This window comes from Bradyrhizobium mercantei (assembly GCF_001982635.1).
Classification (GTDB): Bacteria; Pseudomonadota; Alphaproteobacteria; order Rhizobiales; family Xanthobacteraceae; genus Bradyrhizobium; species Bradyrhizobium mercantei.
The window spans coordinates 222,463-246,156 of record NZ_MKFI01000005.1 but is presented as its reverse complement, the minus strand read 5'-3'; the positions used below and the strand labels follow the sequence as shown (position 1 = coordinate 246,156).

Below are 23,694 nucleotides of genomic sequence, written 5' to 3'. Positions count from 1 at the left end.
CGCGCGACAGCGTCACCCGCGGATACTGCGTTTTCGAGCAAAGTGGAAACCAGTCCGCTTGACGAAAACGCTTCAGGGAACGGCGTGTCGAGCCCCGATCTGATCGGGGCTCAGGCTCAATCGTGCACGGTCAGGACCGGCTTGCCGACCAGGCCGAAGCTGCGCAATTGCCCGAGCAGTTCGTGATGGCCGAACGCCTGGCAGCCGGAGGCGAAGCCGACGCGCTTCGGCGGCTGTTGCAGCAGGTACGCCGCGGCGAAGGCCTGCAGCATGCCGGTCTGCTTGTAGTTGCTGTTGCCGTAGATAACGCAGTGCGCGCGCCCCAGCGGGCCGGAGGCATACACCGAATCCAGCGACTTGTTGACGCGCGGGTTCTCGCGCGGCGGCATGGTGTTCATCACGCCGGCCGCGGTCTGCGCCAGCGCGGCGTAGCGCTCGTCGGGCTTCATGTCCTTGGTCGCCTCCAGCGCGGCGGCGACGATCTGCGGCACGCCCAGCATCAGCGCGCGATTGAACACGCCGCCCAGCACCTTCACGTTGGCCACGCGCGGATCGCGCTTGAACCACACCGGGTGCGAGGTGCCGCCCCAGGGCAGCGCCAGCGCCAGTTCGTGCTGGCCGGGGATCGCGAGGTTGTAGAGGCCGGCATCGGGCTGATGTTCGACATACTTGTTCTGCTCGAGATAGTAGGCCTTGGCCATCGCGGCGTTGACCAGGATGGTCTGCGTCGAGGCGATGGTCGGGCTGCCACCCCAGAACACGGCGATATCGAGCGTGTCGAGGCCGGGCGTCTCCAGGCACAACTGCGCGGCGATCTCGCCGGTGGTGTACATTTGCGCGATGCCCGGCGCCAGCAGCAGGCCGGCATTGGCGAACTTCGTGCCGAACTCCTGCTCGAGCGTGATCAGCCAGTCCTGCTCGCCGGTCGTGTCGGTGTAGTGGCACTTGGCAGCCAGGCAAGCCTGCACCACCTCGACGCCGAACTTGGCGAACGGGCCCACGGTGTTGAGCACCACCGAGGCGCCCTTGAACAGCTCGGTCAGTGCGGCCGCAGTGTGCGGCACCGTCACCACCTCGTAGTCGGCGGTCTCGATGCCGGCCACGTTCGACTTCATCGCCGCGTTGAGCTTGTCGGCGCTGCGGCCGGCGGCGATGAAGGGGATGTTGTACTCGCGCAGATATTCGCAGACCAGCCGGCCGGTGTAGCCGGACGCGCCGTAGACGATGACGGGCTTTTTCTCGCTCATTGCGTTCCTCCGAAATGCTTGTTGTCGGCTTTGCTGCTACATGCCCATGCCGCCATCGACCGGCAGGCCGATGCCGGTGATGAAGCGGGCATCGTTCGAGCACAGGAACACCGCGGCATCGGCGATGTCGGAGACCTCGGCGAGCTTGCCGAGCGGCGTCTGCTCCACCACCGAGCCGACGGCGGCATTGACGTCGGGCGCGAGACCGATTTTCACGATGTCATTGGCGAGCTGCAGGCCCATGTCGGTCGGGATCAGCCCGGGATAGATGCAGTTGACGCGCACGCCATAGCCGAGCTTGCCGGCTTCCATCGCGCCGACCCGGGTCATGCGGTCGACCGCGGATTTGGTGCCGGAGTAAACGGCGATGCTCGGGAAGGCGATCGTCGCAGCAACCGAGGCGATGTTGACCACCGCGCCGCCCTTGCCTGCCGCACCGCCCGGCCGCATCGCGCGGAAGGCGTGCTTCATGCCGAGCACGGTGCCGACGATGTTGACGTCGCACATCCGGCGCGCGTCCTCGGCCTTGATGTCGGCGACCAGCGAGGTGATCTCGATGCCGGCATTGTTGATCAGGATGTCGAAGCCGCCGAGGGTTTCGACGGTTGCGGCTGCGGCCCGCTCCCATTGCACATCGTCGGTGACGTCGAGCTTGACGAAACCGGTCTTCACCCCGGCCTTGGCGATCTCGGCGGCGCTCGCCTTGCCGGCGTCATCGAGAATATCGCCGATCATGACCGCGGCGCCGGACCGCGCCAGCGCCTGCGCGATCGCCGCGCCAATTCCCCGGGCGCCGCCGGTGACCAGGGCTTTCCGGCCTTCAAGGCTCTTCCCACTCATGACGTAGTCCTCCCTTTGCTTGGTGATTTTGGTGCGTGCTGAGATTGGCTGCGCGGGCCCGGGCCTTGCGCATCTGGAGCGCATTGATGGTCACGGCCGGCGTCGGCGGGCGCAGCGTTGGCGCGCCCGGCGGTGCATTTCCTCCTGCTTAATCGATTGGTCAGCCGTCTTGACGGTTGTCCAAATTATTTCGCCAACCCTCGTCCAGGAACTTGACACTTGTCAAGCCTGAATTTGACAAGTGTCAAAGATGGTGATGTGAAGGGATTGAGCGCGCCGCGGTCCGCCGCGATATAGTCGCTCAAGGGAAGAGACAGAGGGAAGGCACGAGATGGCGCGGCAAGCGACAGGAGCGGCTCAACGCGTGGCAGTAGCGACCGAGGCGCTGCGCGACGAGAAGTTCAACGCGCGGCGCATCGAGCTTGCGGAAGCCGCACTGGAAACGCTCGGCGAACTCGGCTTCGCGCGCACCAGCCTGCGCGAGATCGCGCAGAACTCCGCATTCACGCACGGCGTGTTTCACTACTACTTCAGCGACAAGCTCGATCTGATCTGCTGCTGCGTGCGTCACTACAAGGCGAAATGCGTGACGCGCTATGACGAGGTGGTGACGACGGCGCAAAGTCGCGACGAACTGACCGAAGGCTTCCTCGCCAAGCTCGCGGCCACGCTCGAGAACGAAGCGCGCATGCACCGGCTCTGGTACGATCTGCGCTCGCAGGCGATGTTCGAGCCGGCGTTCCGCAAGGACGTGCTCGAGATCGACAAGAGCCTGGAAGCGATGATCTGGCGCATCGCTGTGCGCTATGCCGAGCTCGGCAACAAGAAGCCGGCATCGTCTCCAGCCGCGCTCTACGCGCTGTTCGACGGCCTGTTCCAGAGCGCGCTGCTCAGGCATCTCGCCAATGACGAGAAGGCCGTGCCCGATCTGCTCGACGAAGTCCGCCGTCTGCTGCCGACGATCTGCTGACGCTTCCGCAGCGCACCAGCGCGCGCGAACGCACGACCAACGACTATACCCTGATGACAGTTGCGCGAACGAATTCGCGGATGCGGATGATTTACGCCGCGCTCGCCGGCGGCAGCGCGAGCACCGAGTAGATCGCCTGCGCGTCGCGCGAGGCCCGCAGCTTCTTGGCGACGTCCTGGTCGCGCAGCAGGCGGGCGATCCGCGCCAGCGCCTTGAGGTGGTCGGCGCCGGCGCCTTCGGGTGCCAGCAGCAGGAAGATCAGGTCGACCGGCTGGCCGTCCATCGCCTCGAAATCGATCGGGCGCTCGAGGCGGGCGAAGAAGCCGAACAGCTTCTCGAGCTTCGGCAGCTTGCCGTGCGGAATGGCGACGCCATAGCCGACCGCCGTGGTGCCGAGCTTCTCGCGCTGCAGCAGCACCTCGAAGACGGCGCGTTCATTCTGCCCGGTCAAGGCCGACGCACGCGCGGCGAGTTCCTGCAGCGCCTGCTTCTTGCTGATGACTTTCAAAGCCGGAAGTATCGCCTCGGGTGCGACCAAATCGGTAATCGGCATTGGGACGTTCCGAGGTGAATGAACCGTCAGGTTGCGAAATAGGCTTTACAGCGGCGGCGTCAAGAAGTTGAGGTAGGATGCGGGCTTAGCCCGGGTCCAGCTGGCAGGGCTTCTACTCCAACGTATCGGCGGTGCCAACACCTGCGAACCCTGTTCCGCCCCCCTTGTTCCTGGAGGCGGCGGACCATAAGCAGGGCCGGCTTCGGACGTCAATGCCATCTGCCAACTATCCTCAGGGGCTCACCGCGGGCGGGTCGACCCAGCCGACATTGCCGTCCGTGCGGCGGTATATGATGTTCAACCGGCCACTGCCGCCATGCTGGAACACCAGGCAGGAGGCGCCGGTCAGATCGAGCTCCATCACGGCTTCGCTGACCGACAGCCGCTTCAGCGCGGTGGTTGCCTCGGCAATGATGACAGGGCTGTATTCGGTGACCTCGTCCTCGTTCTCGGGTGCCTCGATGACGTAGCTCGGCGCGTCGAGCCCGACGCCGTTCAATTCGGCAAGCGCGGCGGTTGCGGCATAGGTCTTGCGGGCCGAGCGGTCCTTGAGCCGGCTCTTGTAGCGGCGCAGGCGCTTCTCGATCATCAGGAGCGCGGCATCTGCGCTGGCATAGGCGTCGGCGGCGTTGGATTCGGCTTCCAGCGTGATGCCGGAATCCAGATGCAGCGCGCAGTCGGTTCGGAAGCCGAAGCCATCCTTGCTCAGGGTGATGTGACCGGAATAGTTGCCATCAAAATACTTTCGCAGGACCTCGTCGGTGCGCTCGCTGACGCGGTCGCGGAGCGCCTCGCCGATGCTGATGCTCTTTCCCGAGATTCGAAGGGTCATTTGATGCCTCAATTGCTGGGATGCCTCGGTCACTCTTGCGGGAGCATGATGGTTGCTGGATTCCGGTTACCTCCCTTTCTGGACGATGCTTGACCTGGAAAGGTTGAGACTATCGCGATTTGACGCGAACGCAACGAGCGCATGGATTAGTCCGTACTTGGACGGGGCCATGCTCAAGAAGTAACCTAAACGGGGGCTGTATCTCGCGACCGGTCGGACGAGGAGGCGGGGGCCGAAAGCGCATTACCAAGCATGCTCTGTTTGTCACGGCGGCGCTGGACCGAGGACGGTATCCGCATCGCTTCGCGGTACTTCGCGACGGTGCGGCGGGCAATATCAATGCCCGAAGCGCGCAAACGTTCCACGATCGTGTCGTCGGACAGGATCGCCGACGGCGCCTCGCCGTCGATCAATTGCTTGATGTGGTGACGCACCGCCTCGGCCGAATGCGCTTCGCCGCCGTCGGCGGACGCGATCGACGCGGTGAAAAAATACTTCAATTCAAAACTGCCGCGATTGGTCGCCATGTACTTGTTGGCGGTGACGCGCGACACCGTCGATTCATGCATCTGGATCGCATCCGCCACCGCCTTCAGATTGAGCGGCCGCAGATGCGCGACACCATAGGTGAAGAATCCGTCCTGCTGGCGGACGATCTCGGTCGCGACCTTCAGGATGGTGCGGGCGCGTTGATCGAGCGCGCGCACCAGCCAGGTCGCGTTCTGCAGGCAGTCGGTGAAGTACGACTTGTCACCGTCCTTGCGGATCGTCTTCGACAGCTCAGAGTAATAGGTCTGGTTGACCAGCACGCGCGGCAGAGTGTCGCTGTTGAGCTCGACATGCCAGCCGCCGTCGGGACCCGGGCGGACATAGACGTCGGGCACCATGGTCTGCGTTCGCGAGGTGCCGAACTTCAGGCCGGGCTTCGGATCGAGCCTGCGGATCTCGGCGATCATGTCGGTGATGTCTTCGTCGTCGACGCCGCACAGCTTTCGCAAGCCCGCGATGTCGCGCTTCGCAAGCAGATCGAGATGCTCGACCAGCGCCTGCATCGCCGGATCGTAGCGATCGAGCTCGCGCAGCTGGATCGCCAGGCACTCGCTCAGATTTCGCGCGCAGACGCCCGGCGGATCGAATTTCTGCAGCACCGCGACGACCTCGTCGACCGCTTGCTGCGACGCACCGAGCCGCTCGGCGGCCTGGCCGAGATCGGCCGGCAGGTAGCCGGCGTCGTCGACCAGGTCGATCAGATACTGTCCGATCATGCGCTGCGCGGGGGCGGAGAACGCCACCGCGAGCTGTTCGGCGAGATGGTCGGCCAGCGTCACCTCGGCGGCCACGAAGGCTTCGAGATTGTATTCGTCGTCGCTGGAGGCGCCGCCACCCCATTCGGTGTAGACCGACGGCGGCGCGTCCTGGGCAGCGCGCGCCGCGGCTTCGGCCGGCTCCTCGGAAAACACGTTGTCGAGACCGGTATCGAGGGTCTGCTCGATCTCGGCGCGGGTGCCGAGGTCGCGGTTCAGCCATTCCTCCTGGCCCGGCTCGAACGCGGCTTCGCCGCCCGAGCCCGCGGTCATGTCGGACGAGTCACCGTCATCCCCGTAGCTCGAGGAACCGTCGGAATCGCCGTAGTCTGCCCGCTCCATGGCCGGCTCACCAGCCACCGGCGGCTCCGGCCCGTCGGCCGCCCGCTCGAGCAGCGGGTTGCGCTCCAGCTCCTCCTCGACGAAGGCCGACAGATCCAGGTTCGACAGTTGCAGCAGCTTGATCGCCTGCATCAGCTGCGGCGTCATCACCAGCGACTGCGACTGGCGGAACTCTAGTCTTTGCGTCAGTGCCATGGAGGCAAGATCGATTCCAAAAGTTGGCTCGATTCTTGCTTATATTAGTCCGAAGCCCTTGTACACGGCTTGACGGATAGGAAAATAGCGCTACAGGCGGAATTCCTCGCCAAGGTAAAGCCGGCGTACATCGGGATCGTTAACGATCTCCTCCGGGCTTCCCTCAGTCAAGATCTCACCGGCATAGACGATGTAGGCGCGGTCGGTCAGGCCGAGCGTCTCGCGGACATTGTGGTCGGTGATGAGCACGCCGATGCCGCGGTTGGTGAGATGGCGGACGAGGTCCTGGATGTCGCCGACCGCAATCGGGTCGATGCCGGCGAACGGCTCGTCGAGCAGCATGTAGTTCGGCCGCGTCGCCAGTGCGCGCGCGATCTCGACGCGGCGGCGCTCGCCGCCGGACAGCGCGATCGACGGGCTCTTGCGCAGCCGCGTGATGTTGAACTCGTCGAGCAGCGAATCGAGCTCATGCTCGCGCTTCTTCTTCGAGGGCTCGACGACCTCGAGCACGGCGCGGATGTTCTGCTCGACCGAGAGGCCGCGGAAGATCGAGGCTTCCTGCGGCAGATAGCCGATGCCGAGGCGCGCACGCTGATACATCGGCAGCTTGGTGACGTCATGGCCATCGAGCTCGATCGCGCCGCGATCGGCCTTGATCAGGCCGGTGATCATGTAGAACACGGTGGTCTTGCCGGCGCCGTTGGGCCCGAGCAGACCGACCGCCTCGCCGCGGCGCACATAGATGCTGACGCCGCGCACGACCTGGCGGCTGCCGAAGCTCTTTTCCACGCTGTGCACGGCCAGATAGCCCGGCCGCTTGATCAGCTGCGGCGCAGCAGGCGCGCTGTTCCTGGCGGGTCTCGCGCGCGCCGGAGCCGGCGCAGCTGCGGGTTGGGATCGCGGCAGCTCGACCGCGGGAGCCGATGCGGCGCGCGCCATCGGCGGCGCGTCACGCACCGGCGACGTCAGCATCTCGCCGAACTGGTCGCCGAGCGCTGTGATGTCGTCATGCGAGCGCGCAAATCCGGCACTGCGTTTCGCAGGACGCCGCCGGAACATGCCGAGAAAATCCACCATCCCCGCTTCGCTTCAGCCTTTCACGGTGATCCCGCGACTTTGCCTGCGGACCCATCGATTCGCACGCAAGCATGAACCGGAAAACAGATCCCGGCCTTCCCTCGCGACAAAAGCGGACGCGTCTGCGCGGAGATCATGCTCATACAACACGGCAAGGCGCGATCACCCGCGCCTTGAATGAATGGATGCCCCTGTCCCGGCCAACATAACTCCCCCTCAAAGGCGCACCGTTCGGCCGGGCCGCAGCAGTAGATACAGTCTCGCCCCGCGCGCTTCAACCTCGCGGCCGCAAAATATTATCTAACTGGTTGATTTTACTTGCCCTTACGTGAAGCTTACTGGGGCCTTACTTGGACTTGCTGCCCGGCAGGAGCTGAAGCGGCGACGGGGCTGCCGGGGCCGCGCCGGGGGCGGCCGGCGTCCCGCAGCCTCCCTTGCCGTTCTGTCCGCCCTGCGACTGGATGAACAGGCCCTGCACCTTGCCGTTGTCGGATTCGACGCGCGAGACGCCGGTGGTCATGTCGACCAGCAGGCGGTCGCCGCGCAGTACGTTCTGGCATTGGGTCAGCACCACCTGGCTGCCGCCGCCGCCGAGCATCGTGATCAAATTGGTCTTGGTGTCGAAGATCGCGGTCTCGCCGGTGACGACCTGATCCTTCTGGGTCACGACGACATTGCCCTTCGCCTCCAGCCGCTTGATCGAGGACGCGCCGCCGGGGCCTGGTGTCGCCGACTGCATCGGCGCGGCACCCTTGGCGGCGGCACCCTTGGTGCCGGTCGAAGCAGGCGCCGGCGTCTGGGTCGATCTATCCTCGTAGAACACCACGAGGACTTTCGAGGTCATGGTGGTGTCGCCCTGCACGACCTTCACATTGCCGGAGAAGGTCGCCTCCTTCTTCTTGTCGCGCATTTCGAGCGCAGCAGCCTCGATCTGGATCGGCTGGTCGCGATTCTGCGAAAAGCCCTGCATGGCGTTGGGAACGCCTGACATCGAGCCCTGCGCCGACGCAGCACCGGCTGCGAACAGCGCGAGCAGAAAGACCGCAATTGCGATGCCGTGCGGAAAACGTCTCATCATCAAAATCATTTCGGGTTGGCGGATTTGCGCGCCTTCGGCGGCGACGGAGGTGGCGGTGGAGCAGGCTCGGCAGGCGGGCTCGCATCGTTGTCGCCGAGCTTGTCGAGATACATCACGACATTGCCTTCGAACCGCACCAGTTCGCCGCTGTTGTAGATCCTGAGCCGGTCTGATGTCAGCGTACCCTGGAGCAGCTTGACATCGACATGCTCATCCGAGGACACGTTGCCCTTGTTGATATCGACGAAGGCCTGCGTCAACTTCGCTTCATAGCCGGTGGACGACTGCAGGAAGATATCCTGGCGCAGGTCGAGCAGCTGCTTCTTGTTGTCGAAGAAGCCGGTGCGCGCATCCATCGTCACGGTCGACTGATCCTGCTGCGCCACCTTGGCGCGGATCGTCTTCAGCTCAACGTGATCGGGATCGGTGACGTCCTGGATCGCCGCCTTGGCCCACATTTCGTAAGGCCGCCCGTCGGCCGAGAAGCCGGCGATATGCGGCGCTTCCATCGTGATCTTGGTGCCGGACACCACGAGATTATCCATCTCGACCGGCAGTTTCGGGATCATCTCGCGGAATGGATTGTAGACCGAGACGAAGATGATGGAAGCCATCGACAGTCCCACCACCGCGGGCACCGCAACGCGCAGAATCCGCACCATGCGACTGTGCCGCGCGGCAGCGGCAAAGCGCGCCTCGAGGCCCGTGACATAGGCTGGATTCTGAACCGAATTCACCTGAGCTCCAGAGGCACGAAATTGCCCCTATTCTAGCCGGAGCCGCCCAAATATGCAGCCCGGACCTCGCGTCGCGCCCCGCAGGTGACCACGCGTGAACAGTTTGGCCGAAACGGGGCGGAACCGCCCCCGACGCCACGAATTCGTCGCCCATCATTAACGGGCGAAATCAGGAATGGGCGAAGATGTCCTCGGCCTCCCAGCCGTCGAGATCGAGCCTGGCGCGGGTCGGCAGGAAATCGAAGCACGCCTGGGCGAGATCCGTGCGTCCCTCGCGCGCGAGCATCACATTCAATTTTTCGCGCAACGCATGCAGGTGCAGCACGTCGGATGCGGCGTAGGCGAGCTGGGCTTCGCTCAGGCTTTGCGCGCCCCAATCGCTCGACTGCTGCTGCTTCGACAGTTCGACATTCAGCACCTCGCGCACCAGATCCTTCAGGCCGTGGCGATCGGTATAGGTGCGCGACAGGCGCGAGGCGATCTTGGTGCAATAGACCGGCGCCGGCATCACGCCGAAGGTGTTGTAGAGCACGGCGACGTCGAACCGCGCGAAATGGAAGATCTTGGTGATCTTGGGATTGGCGAGTAGCGCCTTCAGGTTCGGCGAATCGGTGTGGCCCTTCGGAATCTGGATCACGTCGGCAGTGCCGTCGCCGTTCGACATCTGCACCACACAGAGCCGGTCGCGATGCGGATGCAGTCCCATGGTCTCGGTGTCGATCGCAACGGAATCGGTGTAGCGCGTGAGATCGGGCAGGTCGCCGCGATGCAGGCGGATGGTCATGTATGAGGGCCTCGGGTCTCGGTTCGATTCGACAGGCGACACTAGCCCCCAAACGCCGGGGATGCGAGCGGATAGGCAGTCTCCGGGCCGCTCAGGTGCGGGTTTTCCGCCCGGCTCCTGCCATATCCCGACCCGGCGGCCCGCCATCGCGCGAACGCTGTTGCATTTGGATCACGCTGCAATTCAAACGATCAGAGCAGGGATGATCGGACGCGGCGCAATTCCCATATAGAATCGGAAAATTTCGCGATTTCTGATCGCACGTCCGCGCAGTTTTTTGCTTATCGGCGCCGATGAAATTGACGAACGGCGCCCCTATCTGTGCCCAGCCGCTCGCACCCTTCGCATCATCACGAATGAGTCCCATGTCGGAACAGACCATCGCCGCGCCGATCGAGGAGCCGCAGGAACGCGGTTTCTCGCGCTATCAGACGCTTTTGATCGCGCTGCTTGCCTTCACGCAGTTCACCCTGATCCTCGACTTCATCATCATGTCGCCGCTCGGCGCCATCCTGATGCCGTCGCTCAACATCACGGCCGGGCAGTTCGGCGTCGCGGTCTCGGCCTACGCCTTCGCCGCCGGCATCTCCGGCATCCTGGCCGCCGGCTTTGCCGACCGCTTCGACCGCAAGAAGCTGCTGCTGTTCTTCTATGTCGGCTTCATGCTCGGCACCGTGCTCTGCGCGCTGGCGCAGAATTTCCACGTGCTGCTGCTCGGCCGCATCGTCACCGGCCTGTTCGGCGGCGTGATCGGTTCCGTCGTGCTCGCGATCGTCACCGACCTGTTTCCGCTGCAACAGCGCGGCCGCGCGATGGGCGTGATTCAGACCGCGTTCGCCGCAAGCCAGGTGCTCGGCGTCCCGGCCGGACTTTTCCTGGCCAATCACTGGAACTGGCACATCTGCTTCGTGGCCATTGTCGGCCTGTCGATCGCGGCAATCGCGACCATTGCGCTGTTCATGGAGCCGGTCGACGGCCACCTCAAGCTGCAGCACGACAGCAATCCGTTCCGCCATCTGATCGCGACGGTGGGCGAGCCGCGCTACACGCTGGCCTTCCTGGTGACGACGCTGCTGGCGACCGGCGGCTTCATGCTGATGCCGTTCGGCAGCGCCTTCACCGTGCACAATCTCGGCATCGATATCGTCCATCTGCCGACGATCTATCTCGTCTCCGGCCTGTTCAGCATCATCATGGGTCCGCTGGTCGGCCGCGCCAGCGATGCGTTCGGCAAATATCCGACCTTCATCTTCGGCTGCGTGGTGTCGGCCATCATGGTGCTGATCTACACCCATCTCGGTCACGTCTCGCTGCTGACCGCGATCATCGTCAACGTGCTGATGTTCGTCGGCATCTTCTCGCGCATGATCCCGTCGCAGGCGCTGATGTCGGCGATCCCCGACGCCAGCCAGCGCGGCGCATTCAGCGCGGTCTCGGCCTCGGTACAGCAGCTCTCGGGCGGGCTGGGCTCGGTGGTCGCAGCCGCGATCGTCGCCGAGAATGCGGACGGCTCGCTGCTGCATTTCGACCGGATTGGCTATGTCGTCGTGGCGAGCTCGATGATCTCGCTGATCGCGATGTATTTCGTGCAGCGGCCGATCGCGCGACGGGCGGGACGGCGGGTCGTGTGAGGGGAGCGGCGCCCGCACGGTCTTATCGATGTTGAATGGATCGGACCGTTTCGAGCGCGCGGGTCGGATTCGCCGACGACATCGGCTGCAACTCAACAAGCGCAGTCGGAACTGACCATCCGCCATCTCATCCGCCCGCGGCGGGTGACGGCGTCGTCGTAGCCGCCCCGCGGATGCTGAGCGATTTCAATCGCTTAAAAAAGGGGGTGGTGCCCAGGAAAGGACTCGGAAATTTCCGTTCCACTGGCCTGATTTCGCTGCGGTTTCCGCCTCCGCCGGAGGCTGACGTGTACCACCGGCGTGTACTCGCCGCAACGCGACTCGATAGTAGCGAACGAGAACAAGCCTATTCGTCCGCCGAGTCCTCCTCTTCCGTGCCTTCAGCTTGAGGTCCCGGCTCTTGCAGGCGAGCCGCATCTAACGCCTGTCGAAGCTCAACTTGAGCCCGCCGGGCTCGCCTCAGTCGTGCATTTCTCAAGATTTGGGCCGCTCGCGGTGAAGTGGTGCCCACCTGCGGATTACTAGACGGAACAACGTATACACGTCCATTCTGTTTTACGATCTTGTATGCGTCCAAAGGGCCTTCGCGCTCGGCTGCGCGGTCCGCGGCCGTGGATTGCTCTTCTGCGGTCTTCGCATCATTCACCACGCTGGCCGGCGCCTTAAGCGCATTGAGCAACTGGGGCAGACTCATTAGGCGCAGGGACCGACCATCGGATGCGCGGCGATACTCGTCAACCAACTCAAAACGCGGGTAGATATGCTCTCCACCTGATCGAACGAACCAGTCGTTCTTCTGCTCGCCAGTAACAAAAGCTAGGTGCTGCTTTCTCTCGCTCCCCAACTGGAGCAACGACTTCCAGATCAAGAAGTCGCCGATGCCCTCATCATCCTTACCTGCATCTTGATACCCAGGCGGGATACGGTTGCGCGTACGGTCTCGCGCTTCCTTCAGCAGCTCCTGCCTTGCCTCAACATCGCTGATAGGCAGATCGATTATCGCGTCGCCGCTCAACACGGTCGCGTAGAGCTTGGCGATAGGGTTTGGCTCGTGAGATCAATCGCCGCCGGAAGACAAACTACAAGCCCACGACTGCTATTCTGAACGCGGCTGAGCGCAAAGCTTTCCGCAAGCGCGAGGTAGAACGAGATTTGCCCCGCCTGTCAGCTGGAGAGCGGTTTGAGAGGCTCATGGAAGCGCTGAGGGCGGTTGCAGAGAAGGAGGAAGCGAGAGCCGGGCATGGCTGTTAGGGCCGCTGCCCGACTCCAATTGCGAGGAGCGCGTCAGGTTGGACCTTCGGTGCGCTTCTCGGAGGTCATGCGCCCCCTGAGCGTAACCTTTCTTGCTTCCAACTCAAGTAACAGCCAACTGCTGGCTGCACGCGCCTCAGCACGCCAGAGAGCCAGCAGCGATGAAGCCGGCGCCAGAAAAACCAGAGCCGCAACGAGGGCATCCATTCCCTGCCGCGGCAACCCCTTGGACTCGAGCAAGAGAGCCCAAAGTGCCAAGAGCGCAACATTGCAAACCGCCGCGACAGCAATCATCGTCCCGCTCCTTCCGCCGCAGTCATCGGCGATTGAGCTTGGCCTGCGGGTATCGGAACTGAATCAATGGCGCGAGAAAGGGTTCGGAGCATCGCCTCCCCGTAACCCTTGTTGACGTTCGATGCGCCGTGTCCGGTGAGCCTTTCGATCACACTGTCATTGATCTCGAGATCGCGAAGCACGGTGATAAAATAGTGCCGCCATGCGTGGTTCGGGTCCTTTCGCTGGGCGCGACCGACCCCGAGGTCCCGCTTATGGACCCATGCTGCGACGTTCTTGGCTACGATCTTGGCCGGCGGCTTCTTTGCGCCGGGGTTCCGTCGCTTCTCGTCATAGAACAGGGGGCCACTTCCTACACTCTCAACGAATTTCAGAAAGCCGTGCTCGAGCAGATAAGGATGCAGAGGAACGAGCCGCTCTGAGCTTACCGTCTTTAGCGAGCCAGCTTCCGGCGCGAACTGCATCACCCAGAACCCCAGCTCCCTGCGAACGTCCTCCGCCCTTAGCTGGCAAACCTCGGCAACGCGAGCACCGGAGAGAGCGCACAGGGCCGGAACCCAACGATAGACCTTGCTGGTCTGCTTCTCCGCCGCTCGAAAGATCGCTGCAGCTTCATCAAGACTGAAGCCTCGCATGCGCTCGCCAGCGCGCACCTTCTGGCGAACCCGAACACGACTGGCGACATTCTCGGTCAAGCGATGGTTGTCTACACCCCACTGGAGGACCGTCTTGAGTGCCGCAAGCTTGCTGCCATTGATCGTCTTGGCGCTATCTCCGCGTTGAACGAGGGCGTCCTTCCACCGGGCAACATCATGGCTGGTAAAGCGCATAGCGTCATCGTGGCCGGTCAACCCAATGAAGCCCTGCAGGTAGGGACGCCAACCATCCACCGTCGCAGCTACGGGCTTGGCCTCCGCCGCCCATCTGCCGAACAGGTCGAGAAGCGGCACAGCCGCAGCCTCCGTGCTCCTGCCGTCCGAGTCGCGCCAGATTGGATAACGAGCCGCGTGCTCGTCCGGAGAGTAGTCCCCCAGTGCCCGCCTCGAGAGAGTATCGTATGCCCGCCAGAGCGCGCCGCCGGCCTGCTCGACGAACTGGCGGTAGCTTTGCGGGGTAAGGCCGAGGCCCCTCGCCTGCAGGAAGCCGTCGACTTGGATGAGACGGGATACCTCCCACTCTCCCTGCTTGGGGTTCAGTGGCGTGCCATCCTCGTCCCGCTCAAACCACGACAAAGCGTCCGAGAGCTGACCCTGAAGGAAGTCCCAATCGGCGGGAGAGCCGGGTTCGGCCTCGTTGGCCGCCAAGGTCTCACGTCGCATCTCCCCGGCGAGCGCGCACACCTGCTCGAAGGTGAGATGCGTAGCCCCTCGCCGCTCCGCCTCCCAAAGTGTCCCGAGCTGGGTCTCCACTTGGGCATTTCGGGTCTTGGCGGTTTGGACGTCCTTGGTCTGAAGAGAGACCTTGCAGTGGCTGCCCAGCCTGACGAGCGAAGGCGTCTCGCCCACGTCGACCGAGATGCTTCTGCCCTTGAGCTGCTTGACTAGGTCGGCCGGAACGCGGCCACGGTAGTAGAACATCCCGGTCAAGGGATGCTTGGTCGGATGAGCCATTATGAAGGCCATGTGTACCTCTCGTGTGTACCTGTACGAGAGGCAGAAACCGCTGCGTCAGCTCATCTTCTTGAACGCATTAGCGTTTTAGATGAGGTGGTGCCCAGGAAAGGACTCGAACCTTCACGGCCGTTAAGCCACTGGCACCTGAAGCCAGCGCGTCTACCAATTCCGCCACCTGGGCATGTGGAGCGGCTTAGTAAGGATCGGTTACGCGCTTGTCAAATTCGCGATCGAAAAATCAAATAGCCTGTACAGGATTGGGCTGATGGCGTATCGCGAGAAGCGGTAAATGCGCTCAATCGCTCTCGAATCCGGCAGGAATGGACCTCATGGCATCGAACCTGGAAACGCTCGTCACGGTCTTCGGCGGATCGGGTTTTCTGGGACGGAACGTGGTCCGGGCGCTCTGCAAGCGCGATTACCGCGTGCGAGTCGCGGTGCGGCGGCCCGAACTGGCCGGCCATCTGCAGCCACTCGGCCGGGTCGGGCAGATTCACGCCGTCCAGGCCAATGTGCGCTACCCGGCCTCGGTCGAGGCGGCGATGCGTGATTCGCATATCGCCATCAACCTGGTCGGCATCCTGGCCGAGGGCGGCGGGCAGAGCTTTGACGCCGTGCAGGTGAAGGGCGCCGAGACCATCGCCAAGGCCGCGGCTGCAAACGGCGCCCGGATGGTCCATGTCTCGGCGATCGGGGCCGATGCGGATTCGCCGTCGGGTTATTTCCGCGCCAAGGCGGAGGGCGAGAAGGCGGTGCAGGCGGCCCTGCCGTCGGCCACCATCATGCGGCCGTCGCTGCTGTTCGGGCCCGAGGATCAGTTCACCAACCGCTTCGCGGCGCTGGCGCGGATCTCGCCGGTGCTGCCGCTGGTCGGCGGTGGCGTCAACACGGTGCAGCCGGCCTATGTCGCCGACGTCGCGGACGCGGTGGCCGATGCCGTCGACGGCAAAGCGAAGGCGGGCGCGACCTACGAGCTCGGCGGGCCGGAAGTGCTGACCATGCGCGAGGTGATGGAGATCATCCTCCAGATCACCCAGCGCGACCGCATGCTGGCGCCGCTGCCGTTCGGTCTCGCCAAGCTGCAGTCGTACTTCCTGCAATTTGCGCCCGGGCCGTTCACCCTGACCCCGGACCAGGTCGCGATGCTGCGCGTGGACAATGTGGTGTCCGACGCCGCCAAGGCCGCCGGCCTGACCTTTGCGGGCCTCGGCATCACGCCGGACTCGATGGAAGCCGTCGCCCCGCAATATCTCTGGCGCTTCCGCGCGACGGGCCAGTTCCAGAAGAAGAGCGCGTAGGCCGCCCTTTCCCCTGTCGTCCTGGCGAAAGCCAGAACCCATAACCACAAATGCCCGAGATGCAGGACGCTGGGGCCACAGCCCTGCGCCCCTGAGAAAGCCGTGGTTATGGGTCCCTGCTCCCGTGCGCAATTGCGCACTAGGCGGGGACGACAGCGGAGAATGCCTTACCGGCCCATCGCCAGCGCGATCAGGCCGAGCGTGCCGACGATCACGCGCCACCAGGCAAAGAAGGTGAAGCCGCGGCGGGTGACGAAGTTGAGGAATGCCCGCACCACGATCATCGCCGTGATGAACGACACCACGAAACCGACCGCGATCACGCTGAGATTGTCTGACGTGAAGTCGGCGCGGTTCTTGTAAAAATCATAGACGAACGCGCCGACCATGGTCGGGATCGCGAGGAAGAACGAGAATTCCGCCGCCGAGCGCTTGTCGGCGCCGAGCAGCATCGCAGCCACGATACTGGCGCCGGAGCGCGACACGCCTGGGATCATCGCCAGGCACTGCGCGACGCCGATCCAGAAATACATCAACAGCGGAAAGCGCGTCGCATCGTCCTCGTAGACCTTGAGATCGAGCTGATCGACCCAGAGCAGGACGGCGCCGCCGACGATCAGCGTGAAGCAGACCACCCACGGATTGAACAGGAATTCCTTGATGTACTTGCCGGCGATCAGGCCGATCACGACGGCGGGCAGGAACGCCACCAGCACGCCGATCACGAAGCGGCGGTCGTCGGGATTGGAGAACATGCCGAGCGCGACGCGCCACAATTTGGTGAAGTAGAGCACGAGGATCGCGAGGATCGCACCGAGCTGAATCAGGATCGCGAAGCTCTTCCAGAAATTGCCTTCGCCGAGATTGAAGAAGCGTTCCGCGAGCAGCAGGTGGCCCGTCGAAGAGACCGGCAGGAACTCTGTGACACCCTCGACGATGCCGAGAATCACCGCCCGCAGCATATCCGTCATCATGATCTGGCCTGTCCTGTGTGGAAAAACCGGATTCTTCTCGCTTATTCGCACATTGGCCGCAATCGCAAAAAATCGTCAAACAATGGGTTACCCGGCCGATTTGCTGAGCTATAGCGTTTTTGTGACCCGCACCATCTGCGGGGGTGGCTACCGGTTTGCGTGCTGACGCGACATAGAGACGACCGGTGCAGATCTGGCCAAATTGTGGGTTCAGGTCACACAGGTTGATGGTTTCTTAAGCGCCGCGAAACTACCAAGGGCTTCATGTACACGCTGTATCACCACCCGTTCTGTCCGCATTCGCGATTCATCCGCCTCGTGCTCGGCGAGTATGGCCTCGATCTGCGCCTGGTGGAGGAACGGGTCTGGGAGCGGCGCGAGGCCTACCTCGCGCTCAATCCGGCGGCAACCACGCCGGTGCTGATCGCCGAGGGCTTTCCGCCGATTCCGGGTGCGCCCATCATCGCCGAATATGTCGACGAGACCCACGGCCTCGATGCCGGCGAGCGGCGGCTGTTGCCGACGTCTTCGGCCGAGCGCGTCGAGGTGCGCCGGCTGATGGCGTGGTTCAACGAAAAGTTCTTCGAGGAAGCCTCCAACCCGCTGGTGACCGAGCGGATCTACAAGCGCTTCATGAGCGAGGACAATGGCGGCGGCCCGCCGGCGCCCGACATCATGCGCGCCGCCAAGGTCAATGTGCGCTATCATCTGAGCTATATCGGCTGGCTGGCGAAGACGCGGAACTATCTCGCCGGCGACCGCCTCACCTACGCGGATCTCGCCGCCGCGGCGCATCTCTCGGCGATCGACTATCTGGGCGACGTGCCATGGAGCGAGGACGACGCGGCAAAGTCGTGGTACGCGCGGGTGAAATCCCGCCCGTCGTTCCGCCCGCTGCTCAGCGAGTGGCTGGCGGGGGTGCCGGCATCGCGCACCTATGTGGACCTCGACTTCTGAACCCGGCGGTCAGGCTCTCTCCCTCCGATCTCAAGACGGCACTCACGCGCGAGGCACGCGCGCTCGGCTTCGATGCCATCGGATTCACCGGTCCCGATGCGACCAGTGAGGCCGGGAAATATTTCCTCGAATTCCTCGGCGCGGGTGGCCATGGCGACATGGACTGGCTTGCGGCCAATCCGGAACGGCGCGCCGACCCGCGGGTGCTGTGGGGCGGTGTGCGCTCGATCATCATGCTCGGCGTCAACTACGGGCCCGACGACAATCCACTCGATATCCTCGCGCGCCGGTCGCATGGCGCGATCTCGGTCTATGCGCAGGGCGACGACTATCACGACGTGATCAAGAAGCGGCTGAAGATCCTGGCGCGCTGGCTCGCCGCGATCACCGGCGACGAGGTGAAGGTGTTTGTCGACACCGCGGCCGTGATGGAGAAGCCGCTCGCGCAGGCCGCCGGCGTCGGCTGGCAGGGCAAGCACACCAATCTCGTCTCGCGCGAATTCGGCTCGTGGCTGTTTCTCGGCGCGATCTATTCGGCGACCGAGCTGCCGCGCGACGAAAGCGACACGGATCATTGCGGCAGCTGCCGCGCCTGCCAGGACATCTGTCCGACCGCGGCGTTTCCGTCCGCCTACAAGCTCGATGCGCGGCGCTGCATCTCGTATCTGACGATCGAGAACAAGGGCCCGATCCCGCACGAATTCCGCAAGGCCATCGGCAACCGCATCTATGGCTGCGACGATTGCCTCGCGGTGTGCCCGTGGAACAAGTTCGCCGAAGCCGGACGCGAGCAGAAGCTCGCCGCGCGCGATGCATTGCGCGCGCCTGCGCTCGCCGATCTCGCGCGGCTCGACGACGCGGCGTTTCGCGCGCTGTTCACGAAGTCGCCGGTCAAGCGCATCGGCCGCGACCGCTTCATCCGCAATGTGCTGATCGCGATCGGCAATTCCGGCGATGCGAACCTCGCCGGCGAAGCACGGCGCCTGCTCGACGATGCAAGCCCGCTGGTGCGCGGCGCCGCGGTGTGGGCGCTGTCGCAACTGATGGCGCGCGACGAATTCGCGGCGCTGGCCTCACGGGCCGGCGGCGAGCCCGACATCGGCGTGCAGCAGGAGTGGCGCGCGGCGGCCTCTTGATTTCATCGCGCCGTTCCCGTCATGGTCAACGACCATGACAAACCAGCCCTTCTTCACCAGGCACGGCGACGGCTTCATGCCGACGGCAGTTGCCAACGGACCGTGGAGTCCGGAATCACTGCACGGCCGCGTCGTGATCGGCCTGCTCGCCTTCGTCATCGAGGAACGCCACGGCTCCGACGATTTCGTCCCGGCGCGGCTGACGGTCGACATGTTCCGGCTGCCCAACATCACGACGCCGATCGAGGTGACGACGAAGCTGGTCCGCGACGGCATGCGCATCAAGATGATCGAGGCCGAGTTTGTCTCCGGCGGCACCAGCATGGCGCGCGCTTCGTGCCAGCTGTTGCGCAGGACGGAAAATGCGCCCGGCAATGTGTGGTCGCCGCCGAACTGGCAGGTGCCGGCGCCGGCAGACATTCCGAAGCCGACCGATCCAAGGCTCGGCATGAACGGCAAATGGGAGACGCGGCCGATTGTCGGTCACATGGGGTCGCTCGGCGAGCGCCGGCTCTGGATGAGCGAGGTGCGCGAGCTCGTCGAGGGCGTGAAGATGACACCGTTCGTCCATGTCGCGACCGGCGCGGATTTCGCGAGCCCCTTTGCCAATGCCGGCGATCAGGGCCTCGGCTACATCAACAGCGACGTCACGATCTATCTGCACCGTTTGCCGGTGACCAACTGGATCGGCTTCGAGGTCGTCAACCATCACGCCACAGACGGCATCGCAATCGGCGAATGCTGGCTCTATGACGAGCAGGGCCCGATCGGCACGTCGACCGTGGCGGCGCTCGCCCAGCGCAAGCCGATGACCAACCCCCCGCCGCCGTAACCGGTCTCAGTCGTCATTGCGAGCGAAGCGAAGCAATCCATGCTTCCGCGAATGTGGACCTATGGATTGCTTTCGTCGCGACGCTCCTCGCAATGACGGAGAATTAGTCGGCCAAATGCCGCTTCATCTCCGGCCGCGCCCGTAGCGCGGCGCCCTGCTTGCCGACGATCTTCGCGATCCGTTCCGGCGCGAAATTCAAATCGACGAAGGCCGGCGCGGTGTTGGCGACCTCGTGGTACTCCGTGATCCTGCCGTCGCGCAGCCGCATGATCGCGACACCCTCGAACATCGCACGCGCCCCCTTGGCTTCGGGTAAGGTCGAGCGGTAGCTGAACGTGTAGCGCGCGTAGAGCGTCGTGCCGTCGCTGACGGGATCGTGCATCACCCAACGGAAATCGGTCGCGGTCCGGTAGAACCAGTCGTCGATCATCTCGGCGATCTTCGCGTGGCCCTCGAAGGCGCCGTAGAACACGTCATGATAGACGCCGTCCTCGGTGAAAAGGCTTGCAAAAGCCTTGCCTTTGCGCTGCTCGACCGCGTCGCAGAACGCGCGCAGCATTGTTGTCGTGTCCATTCGGCGTCTCTCCTTCGCGCGCGCGGCCCATCCTTCGAGGCTCGCTAGCGCTCGCATCTCAGGATGACGTCTTTATCCGTAGCCGTCACCCTGAGGAGGCCGCGAAGCGGCCGTCTCGAAGGGCGGCGGCGTGCTTATATCTCCGCCACCGCGGCGATGATCCGCGCGATGTCCTGCGGCCGCGACAAGCGGTGGTCGCCGTCCTGGATCATGGTCAGCACCACGTCCTCGGCCGGCAGCCGGTGCACCAGCGCGAAGGCGTGCTTCCACGGCACGTCGGGATCCTGCGCACCCTGCAGGATGCGCACCGGACAGCCGACGTCGATCTTGCTTCCGAGCAGCAGGTGATTGCGGCCTTCCTCGATCAGGTTGCGGGTGATCGGATAGGGCGAGCCGTCGCCATATTCGGACGGACGCAGCCACATGCCCTTGGTCTCGATCTCGGCGCGGATCTCCGGCGAGAACGACTTCCACATCAGTTCCTCGGTGAAGTCGGGCGCCGGCGCGATCAGCACCAGGCCGGCGAGTTGTGCCTTCGCATTGCCCCGTCTGGCGATCTCGCGCGCCAGCAGCAGCGCCATCCAGCCGCCCATCGAGGAGCCGATCACGACCTGCGGCCCGCTGCAGAACTGCGAGAACACCGCAAAGCTCTCCTCGAGCCAGCGTCCGATCGTGCCGTCGACGAAATCGCCGCTGGACTCGCCATGGCCGGAATAGTCGAACCTGACGCAGGCGCGGTCGTGCTCGGCAGCCCACGCATCGAGCGCGATCGCCTTGGTGCCGGTCATGTCGGATTTGAAGCCACCGAGCCAGATCAGGCCCGGCGCGCCGCTTGCGCTGCCGGGCGCACCACTTGCGCTGCCGGGACTGCCGCCGGGGCGGGCGCGCACCGCGATCCGGCGCGCATCGCTGCCCTCGCCGACCTCGATGAAGGCGGGTTCCTGTCCGGCTGCGGCGGTTTGGCTCATGGTTCGGTCACTCGCGTGTCAGAGATCTGGTTTTCAATCGTCGCGCGGCACCGGTCAACCGCGGTACGCCAAGCCTTTGACACTAAGCCTTGCGGAGCGGGTGCGCCCGCTATATGTGCCGGGCGTGGCTAAAATGCCTCGCAATTGACGGTTTTGCCGCATAAGGAAGCGAGTTCGCTTGCCCGCCGCAGCGTCTTGCTTCAAAATATCCGCCTTCCCTTTCACAACTTTGGAGAGTTACCCATTCGCCGTCCCAATAGAGCCCCGCCCACAGTCGCCAAAGACGGGCCGCGCACCAATGATGAGATTCGCAACGCGCAGATCCAGCTGATCGATGCCAACGGTGACAACAAAGGCACCGTTGAGACCATGGTGGCCATCAAGATGGCCATGGAAGCCGGCATGGACCTCGTCGAGATTTCGCCGAACGTCAGTCCGCCGGTCTGCAAGATCATGGACTACGGCAAGTACAAATATTCCGCGCAGAAGAAGGCCGCCGAGGCCCGCAAGAAGCAGAAGGTCGTCGAGATCAAGGAGATCAAGCTCCGCCCGATGATCGACGATCACGACTACGACGTGAAGATGCGCGCGATGCAGCGCTTCTTCGAGGAAGGCGACAAGGTCAAGATCACCTTGCGCTACCGCGGTCGTGAGATGGCGCACCAGGAGATCGGCACCAAGCTGTTGGACAAGGTGAAGGCCGACGTCGCCGAGTTCGCCAAGGTCGAGCAGGACGCGAAGTTCGAAGGCCGCCAGGTCGTGATGGTGCTGGCGCCACGCTAATTCGAATTTGTCGCTTTGTTGAATGGAACGGCCCGCGGGATGACCCGGCGGGCCGTTTCCGTTTTTGCGGCCAGTGGCCCCCCGCACCCGGATCCGGGCGCGATTTCCGGCTTCAAACGTTGCAAAACCGCCGATCCTCTGTCATAAGCCGGGCCTTCGCCGCCCGGCTGATCAAGGGCTGCCGTGGCGACGTCTAGTGCAGGTTCTTTCAATTCGGAAAAAACCACAGCACTTTCAACGCTCTAACGAGCATTTTAGCCGGCCGGACGCCTCTCGGGGCGATTTTCGTGCTGTGCCACAGGAGAGCTAAATGCCCAAGTTGAAGACCAAGTCGGGCGCTAAAAAGCGCTTCAAGGTGACCGCCACTGGCAAGGTCATGCACGCCCAGCGCGGCAAGCGCCACGGCATGATCAAGCGGACGAAGAAGCAGATCCGTCAGCTCCGCGGCACCCGCGTGCTGTTCAAGACCGACGGCGACAACGTCAAGAAGTACTTCTTGCCGAACGCCTGATCGCGCTCATTCGCTTGAACCCTGCCGCGTCTGCGCGGCGCCCCGTCTCTTCTAGATCTCAAGGATTTCCGTCATGTCTCGCGTCAAACGCGGTGTGACCGCTCACGCCAAGCACAAGAAAGTCTACAAGGCCGCCAAGGGCTACTACGGCCGTCGCAAGAACACCATCCGCGTCGCCAAGCAGGCCGTCGAAAAGGCCGGCCAGTACGCCTTCCGCGATCGCAAGCGCAAGAAGCGCACCTTCCGCGCGCTCTGGATCCAGCGTATCAACGCCGCGGTCCGTCCGTTCGGCATGACCTACAGCGTGTTCATCAACGGCCTGTCCAAGTCGGGCGTCGTCGTCGACCGCAAGGTGCTGTCGGATCTCGCGATCCACGAGCCGGTGGCGTTCCAGGCGATCGCCGAGAAGGCCAAGGCCGCCCTCGCGGCCTGATCTGAGCATGATCCGGAAAAGTGGGTACCGGTTTTCCGATCAGATCATGCTCAAATAAAAGGCCTAGCGGGCTTTCGAGCCCGCTTTCAGCCCCTTCTGCGAAAAGCGCTGGGCGACGATCGCCCGGCAGAATGCTGTGAACGAGCGGTACATGGTGCCGCTTTCGTTGTCGTATTTGTGGTCACAGCGCTTGAGCTGGCTGGCATAGGCCTTCTTCTGCGACGCTCCGAGGCCGGGCAGGAAGTCTGCCTCGCATTTCTTCTCGACCACGGCACCGAACTGGACGTCACCGCTGGCGCCGTATTCGCACGCCTCGAAAACCTTCATCGCGCGGTTGCAGCTCGGCGCCTTCTCGAGCTCCGCGATGATGTCGTCCATCTGGGTCGATTTGGCGGGGCATTCCCCGGTCGCGGCCTGCGCCGTTCCGAGCATCAACAGGACCGCCGGCACGGCCAGGCAAGATCGCAGCAACATCGCGTG

Annotated in this window: 25 protein-coding genes and 1 tRNA gene; 9 read left to right on the top strand and 17 right to left on the bottom strand. The window is 63.7% G+C overall.

Going from position 1 to position 23,694, the window contains the following annotated elements; translation table 11 throughout:
* Window positions 1-116: 116 nt before the first annotated feature.
* Both BI327_RS23875 and BI327_RS23870 read right to left on the bottom strand, forming a co-directional pair.
* On the bottom strand, window positions 117-1,247 hold the full coding sequence (locus BI327_RS23875; RefSeq protein WP_076863555.1) for a DUF5938 domain-containing protein: 1,131 nt from the start codon (window positions 1,245-1,247) through the stop codon (window positions 117-119).
* Between the two features lie 36 nt (window positions 1,248-1,283).
* A complete protein-coding gene (locus BI327_RS23870) occupies window positions 1,284-2,087 on the bottom strand; it encodes an SDR family NAD(P)-dependent oxidoreductase (protein WP_076863553.1) in 804 nt (267 codons plus the stop codon).
* A gap of 364 nt (window positions 2,088-2,451) precedes the next feature.
* On the opposite strand from BI327_RS23870, the gene BI327_RS23865 reads away from it, so the two are divergent.
* Window positions 2,452-3,057 carry a TetR/AcrR family transcriptional regulator gene (locus BI327_RS23865; protein WP_076863551.1) on the top strand — a complete coding sequence of 202 codons (606 nt, stop codon included), beginning with the start codon at window positions 2,452-2,454 and terminating at the stop codon, window positions 3,055-3,057.
* 91 nt (window positions 3,058-3,148) lie between these two features.
* On the opposite strand, the gene ptsN is transcribed toward BI327_RS23865, so the two are convergent.
* The 7 genes from ptsN to BI327_RS23830 all read right to left on the bottom strand — a co-directional run bounded on the left by ptsN (window position 3,149) and on the right by BI327_RS23830 (window position 9,959).
* Window positions 3,149-3,610 (bottom strand): PTS IIA-like nitrogen regulatory protein PtsN, encoded by a 462-nt coding sequence (gene ptsN, locus BI327_RS23860; protein ID WP_029082506.1) that lies wholly within the window; start codon window positions 3,608-3,610, stop codon window positions 3,149-3,151.
* 232 nt (window positions 3,611-3,842) lie between these two features.
* A complete protein-coding gene (gene hpf / locus BI327_RS23855; protein WP_076863549.1) occupies window positions 3,843-4,442 on the bottom strand; it encodes a ribosome hibernation-promoting factor, HPF/YfiA family in 600 nt (199 codons plus the stop codon).
* A 185-nt stretch (window positions 4,443-4,627) separates the two neighbouring features.
* On the bottom strand, window positions 4,628-6,283 hold the full coding sequence (gene rpoN / locus BI327_RS23850) for an RNA polymerase factor sigma-54 (RefSeq protein WP_076863547.1): 1,656 nt from the start codon (window positions 6,281-6,283) through the stop codon (window positions 4,628-4,630).
* Window positions 6,284-6,373: 90 nt separating this feature from the next.
* Window positions 6,374-7,360 carry an LPS export ABC transporter ATP-binding protein gene (lptB, locus tag BI327_RS23845; protein WP_076863545.1) on the bottom strand — a complete coding sequence of 329 codons (987 nt, stop codon included), beginning with the start codon at window positions 7,358-7,360 and terminating at the stop codon, window positions 6,374-6,376.
* Between the two features lie 346 nt (window positions 7,361-7,706).
* A complete protein-coding gene (locus BI327_RS23840) occupies window positions 7,707-8,438 on the bottom strand; it encodes an LptA/OstA family protein (protein WP_076864257.1) in 732 nt (243 codons plus the stop codon).
* A gap of 5 nt (window positions 8,439-8,443) precedes the next feature.
* Window positions 8,444-9,175, bottom strand: a complete 732-nt coding sequence (gene lptC, locus BI327_RS23835; protein ID WP_076863543.1) for an LPS export ABC transporter periplasmic protein LptC — start codon at window positions 9,173-9,175, stop codon at window positions 8,444-8,446.
* A gap of 169 nt (window positions 9,176-9,344) precedes the next feature.
* Entirely contained in the window at window positions 9,345-9,959 is a 615-nt protein-coding gene (locus tag BI327_RS23830; RefSeq protein ID WP_076863541.1) for a ribonuclease D, read from the bottom strand.
* 365 nt (window positions 9,960-10,324) lie between these two features.
* Here BI327_RS23830 and BI327_RS23825 point away from each other — a divergent pair, with 365 nt between their 5' ends.
* Window positions 10,325-11,590, top strand: coding sequence for an MFS transporter (locus BI327_RS23825; protein WP_076863539.1), 1,266 nt, complete (start codon window positions 10,325-10,327; stop codon window positions 11,588-11,590).
* A 346-nt stretch (window positions 11,591-11,936) separates the two neighbouring features.
* Here BI327_RS23825 and BI327_RS23820 read toward each other — a convergent pair whose 3' ends face one another.
* The 4 genes from BI327_RS23820 to BI327_RS23805 all read right to left on the bottom strand — a co-directional run bounded on the left by BI327_RS23820 (window position 11,937) and on the right by BI327_RS23805 (window position 14,929).
* The gene (locus BI327_RS23820) at window positions 11,937-12,629 is read right to left on the bottom strand and encodes a PIN-like domain-containing protein (protein WP_283807814.1); all 693 of its coding nucleotides are present in this window, start codon (window positions 12,627-12,629) and stop codon (window positions 11,937-11,939) included.
* Window positions 12,630-12,874: 245 nt separating this feature from the next.
* Complete coding sequence (locus tag BI327_RS23815) at window positions 12,875-13,135, bottom strand: hypothetical protein (protein ID WP_076863536.1); 261 nt, start codon at window positions 13,133-13,135, stop codon at window positions 12,875-12,877.
* Window positions 13,132-14,757 (bottom strand): DUF6538 domain-containing protein, encoded by a 1,626-nt coding sequence (locus tag BI327_RS23810; RefSeq protein WP_083742208.1) that lies wholly within the window; start codon window positions 14,755-14,757, stop codon window positions 13,132-13,134. The genes BI327_RS23815 and BI327_RS23810 overlap by 4 nt, the downstream gene beginning before the upstream one ends.
* 85 nt (window positions 14,758-14,842) lie before the next feature.
* Window positions 14,843-14,929 (bottom strand) — tRNA-Leu (locus tag BI327_RS23805).
* Window positions 14,930-15,077: 148 nt separating this feature from the next.
* On the opposite strand from BI327_RS23805, the gene BI327_RS23800 reads away from it, so the two are divergent.
* The gene (locus tag BI327_RS23800) at window positions 15,078-16,046 is read left to right on the top strand and encodes a complex I NDUFA9 subunit family protein (RefSeq protein WP_076864256.1); all 969 of its coding nucleotides are present in this window, start codon (window positions 15,078-15,080) and stop codon (window positions 16,044-16,046) included.
* Window positions 16,047-16,213: 167 nt separating this feature from the next.
* On the opposite strand, the gene BI327_RS23795 is transcribed toward BI327_RS23800, so the two are convergent.
* Entirely contained in the window at window positions 16,214-17,020 is an 807-nt protein-coding gene (locus BI327_RS23795; RefSeq protein ID WP_076863532.1) for an undecaprenyl-diphosphate phosphatase, read from the bottom strand.
* Window positions 17,021-17,284: 264 nt separating this feature from the next.
* Here BI327_RS23795 and BI327_RS23790 point away from each other — a divergent pair, with 264 nt between their 5' ends.
* Genes BI327_RS23790 through BI327_RS23780 form a run of 3 tightly spaced genes read left to right on the top strand, consistent with a single transcriptional unit; the run spans window position 17,285 to window position 19,945 of the window.
* Window positions 17,285-17,977 (top strand): glutathione S-transferase family protein, encoded by a 693-nt coding sequence (locus tag BI327_RS23790; protein ID WP_021082574.1) that lies wholly within the window; start codon window positions 17,285-17,287, stop codon window positions 17,975-17,977.
* A complete protein-coding gene (queG, locus tag BI327_RS23785; protein ID WP_076863530.1) occupies window positions 17,926-19,113 on the top strand; it encodes a tRNA epoxyqueuosine(34) reductase QueG in 1,188 nt (395 codons plus the stop codon). The genes BI327_RS23790 and queG overlap by 52 nt, the downstream gene beginning before the upstream one ends.
* A gap of 34 nt (window positions 19,114-19,147) precedes the next feature.
* Window positions 19,148-19,945 carry an acyl-CoA thioesterase domain-containing protein gene (locus tag BI327_RS23780; RefSeq protein ID WP_076863528.1) on the top strand — a complete coding sequence of 266 codons (798 nt, stop codon included), beginning with the start codon at window positions 19,148-19,150 and terminating at the stop codon, window positions 19,943-19,945.
* A gap of 103 nt (window positions 19,946-20,048) precedes the next feature.
* Here the strand turns inward: BI327_RS23780 and BI327_RS23775 are convergent, their stop codons facing one another.
* Together BI327_RS23775 and BI327_RS23770 are read right to left on the bottom strand one after the other, a co-directional pair.
* The gene (locus BI327_RS23775) at window positions 20,049-20,519 is read right to left on the bottom strand and encodes a nuclear transport factor 2 family protein (protein WP_076863526.1); all 471 of its coding nucleotides are present in this window, start codon (window positions 20,517-20,519) and stop codon (window positions 20,049-20,051) included.
* 134 nt (window positions 20,520-20,653) lie between these two features.
* The gene (locus BI327_RS23770) at window positions 20,654-21,487 is read right to left on the bottom strand and encodes an alpha/beta hydrolase (RefSeq protein ID WP_076863525.1); all 834 of its coding nucleotides are present in this window, start codon (window positions 21,485-21,487) and stop codon (window positions 20,654-20,656) included.
* A gap of 243 nt (window positions 21,488-21,730) precedes the next feature.
* Between BI327_RS23770 and infC the strand changes: the two genes are divergently transcribed.
* The 3 genes from infC (at window position 21,731) to rplT (ending at window position 23,214) form a co-directional block, all read left to right on the top strand.
* Entirely contained in the window at window positions 21,731-22,270 is a 540-nt protein-coding gene (gene infC / locus BI327_RS23765; RefSeq protein WP_076864255.1) for a translation initiation factor IF-3, read from the top strand.
* A 310-nt stretch (window positions 22,271-22,580) separates the two neighbouring features.
* The gene (gene rpmI / locus BI327_RS23760) at window positions 22,581-22,781 is read left to right on the top strand and encodes a 50S ribosomal protein L35 (protein ID WP_008539890.1); all 201 of its coding nucleotides are present in this window, start codon (window positions 22,581-22,583) and stop codon (window positions 22,779-22,781) included.
* Between the two features lie 73 nt (window positions 22,782-22,854).
* Window positions 22,855-23,214 (top strand): 50S ribosomal protein L20, encoded by a 360-nt coding sequence (rplT, locus tag BI327_RS23755; RefSeq protein WP_018269297.1) that lies wholly within the window; start codon window positions 22,855-22,857, stop codon window positions 23,212-23,214.
* A gap of 63 nt (window positions 23,215-23,277) precedes the next feature.
* Here rplT and BI327_RS23750 read toward each other — a convergent pair whose 3' ends face one another.
* Window positions 23,278-23,688, bottom strand: coding sequence for a hypothetical protein (locus tag BI327_RS23750; RefSeq protein WP_076863523.1), 411 nt, complete (start codon window positions 23,686-23,688; stop codon window positions 23,278-23,280).
* Window positions 23,689-23,694 lie beyond the last annotated feature (6 nt).